Genomic DNA, 630 nt, shown 5'->3' on the forward strand with positions numbered 1-630 from the left:
TTGTATGTGAAATATATATAGCTAGACCTTAAATTTTTGTCACTAAAACTATTTGTTTCATCTGTTGTTATAGTTTTCCATACCATTTCATTGCCTAAATAACCAATATCAAAGACATTATTATTTTTAACTTTATATTTTGGATTTTTTAAAAACTTATTAAAAATCGGGTCTTTTGGAAATGAGGATGATTCGAAACCTAGCTTTTTAGTCTCTAAAATGAATGCCGATTTAAAGACATGCAAAAGTTTGCCTTCTTGAATATCATTTACTTTTTCTTTTCCAAAATATTCTACAATATTTCCAGTTTTATCTTGAGAGAAAACAATACTAATTGAAAAGAATAAAAAAAGAAAAAAGGAATAATTAATTTTAAGCATACCAAATTTGATTTAAAACAATTAATAAAATTAATCCTTTAAAAAAAGCTTTCATATTTCACACCTTCTGATATTGATTTTAAAAAATTTGATTTGTCTAAATAAAATAACTCATTATTTTATTTAAAAAATGATTTGAATAGAAAGAGAGAAATAATCTCAATAAACTAAAGCAATATGTGTTTTGTTATGAGCTGACGAACATTTTCAAATGTAATGTGCACCTTGTTATGAGCTGTGCTAACGAATT

At 24.0% G+C, this 630-nt stretch carries 1 protein-coding gene; it reads right to left on the bottom strand.

Going from position 1 to position 630, the window contains the following annotated elements; genetic code table 11:
* On the bottom strand, positions 1-380 hold a 380-nt coding region (locus tag ACQY5W_RS13295), incomplete at its 3' end, for a hypothetical protein (RefSeq protein WP_428025451.1).
* Between the last annotated feature and the right edge of the window lie 250 nt (positions 381-630).

The organism is Arcobacter sp., assembly GCF_050300555.1.
Classification (GTDB): Bacteria; Campylobacterota; Campylobacteria; order Campylobacterales; family Arcobacteraceae; genus Arcobacter.